At 71.6% G+C, this 675-nt stretch carries 1 protein-coding gene; it reads right to left on the bottom strand.

The features are described from left to right. Positions 1–64: 64 nt before the first annotated feature. On the bottom strand, positions 65–675 hold a 611-nt coding region (locus HMPREF0298_RS11240; RefSeq protein ID WP_006841320.1), incomplete at its 5' end, for an ATPase, T2SS/T4P/T4SS family.

Here is a 675-nt window from a genome sequence, read left to right as displayed (position 1 = left end):
CGCGCGGCCGGGCGAGGCGGGCGGCTCGCGATCACGGCGCTGACGAGAAGCGCTGCGGTTACGTTCATGGCCCGAACACCTCCCGGTAGCCGTCCGCCTCGCCCGCAACTGAGTCCCACAGCACCTTCGCGCGCACCGGGTTGCCCTCGAGCACCCCGAACTGGTGCAGCACGCGGGAGCCGTCGGGGCGCCGCTTGACCACGAGGATCACCTCGACGGCCGCCGCGAGCTGGGAGTGCAGGCTTGGCCGGTCGAGCCCGCCTAGCGCGGCGAGCGCCTCCATGCGCGCGGGCACTTCGTGGATCGAGTTCGCGTGCAGGGTGCCGGCGCCGCCGTCGTGGCCCGTGTTCAGCGCGGCGAGTAGGTCAACCACCTCAGCGCCGCGGATCTCGCCAACGACGATCCGGTCCGGGCGCATCCGCAGGGACTGCCGCAACAGGTCGGACAACGTGATCTCACCGGCGCCCTCAGCGTTGGCGCCCCGCGACGTCAGGTTGAGCACGTGCGGGTGGCTCGGCGTGAGCTCCAAGGTGTCCTCGATAACAACGATGCGCTCGGTGGCGTCGACCTCTGCCAGCATGGCGGACAGAAGCGTTGTCTTGCCGGCGCCCGTGCCGCCAAGCACCAAAAACGCGCGCCGGTCGCGCACAATGCGGCGCAGCGCCGCGCCGCGCT

Origin of the sequence: Corynebacterium lipophiloflavum DSM 44291, from assembly GCF_000159635.1 — a bacterium.
In the GTDB taxonomy this organism is placed as follows: Bacteria; Actinomycetota; Actinomycetes; order Mycobacteriales; family Mycobacteriaceae; genus Corynebacterium; species Corynebacterium lipophiloflavum.
Note: the sequence above shows the minus strand (reverse complement) of the source record. Positions and strands in the feature narration are given on the sequence as shown.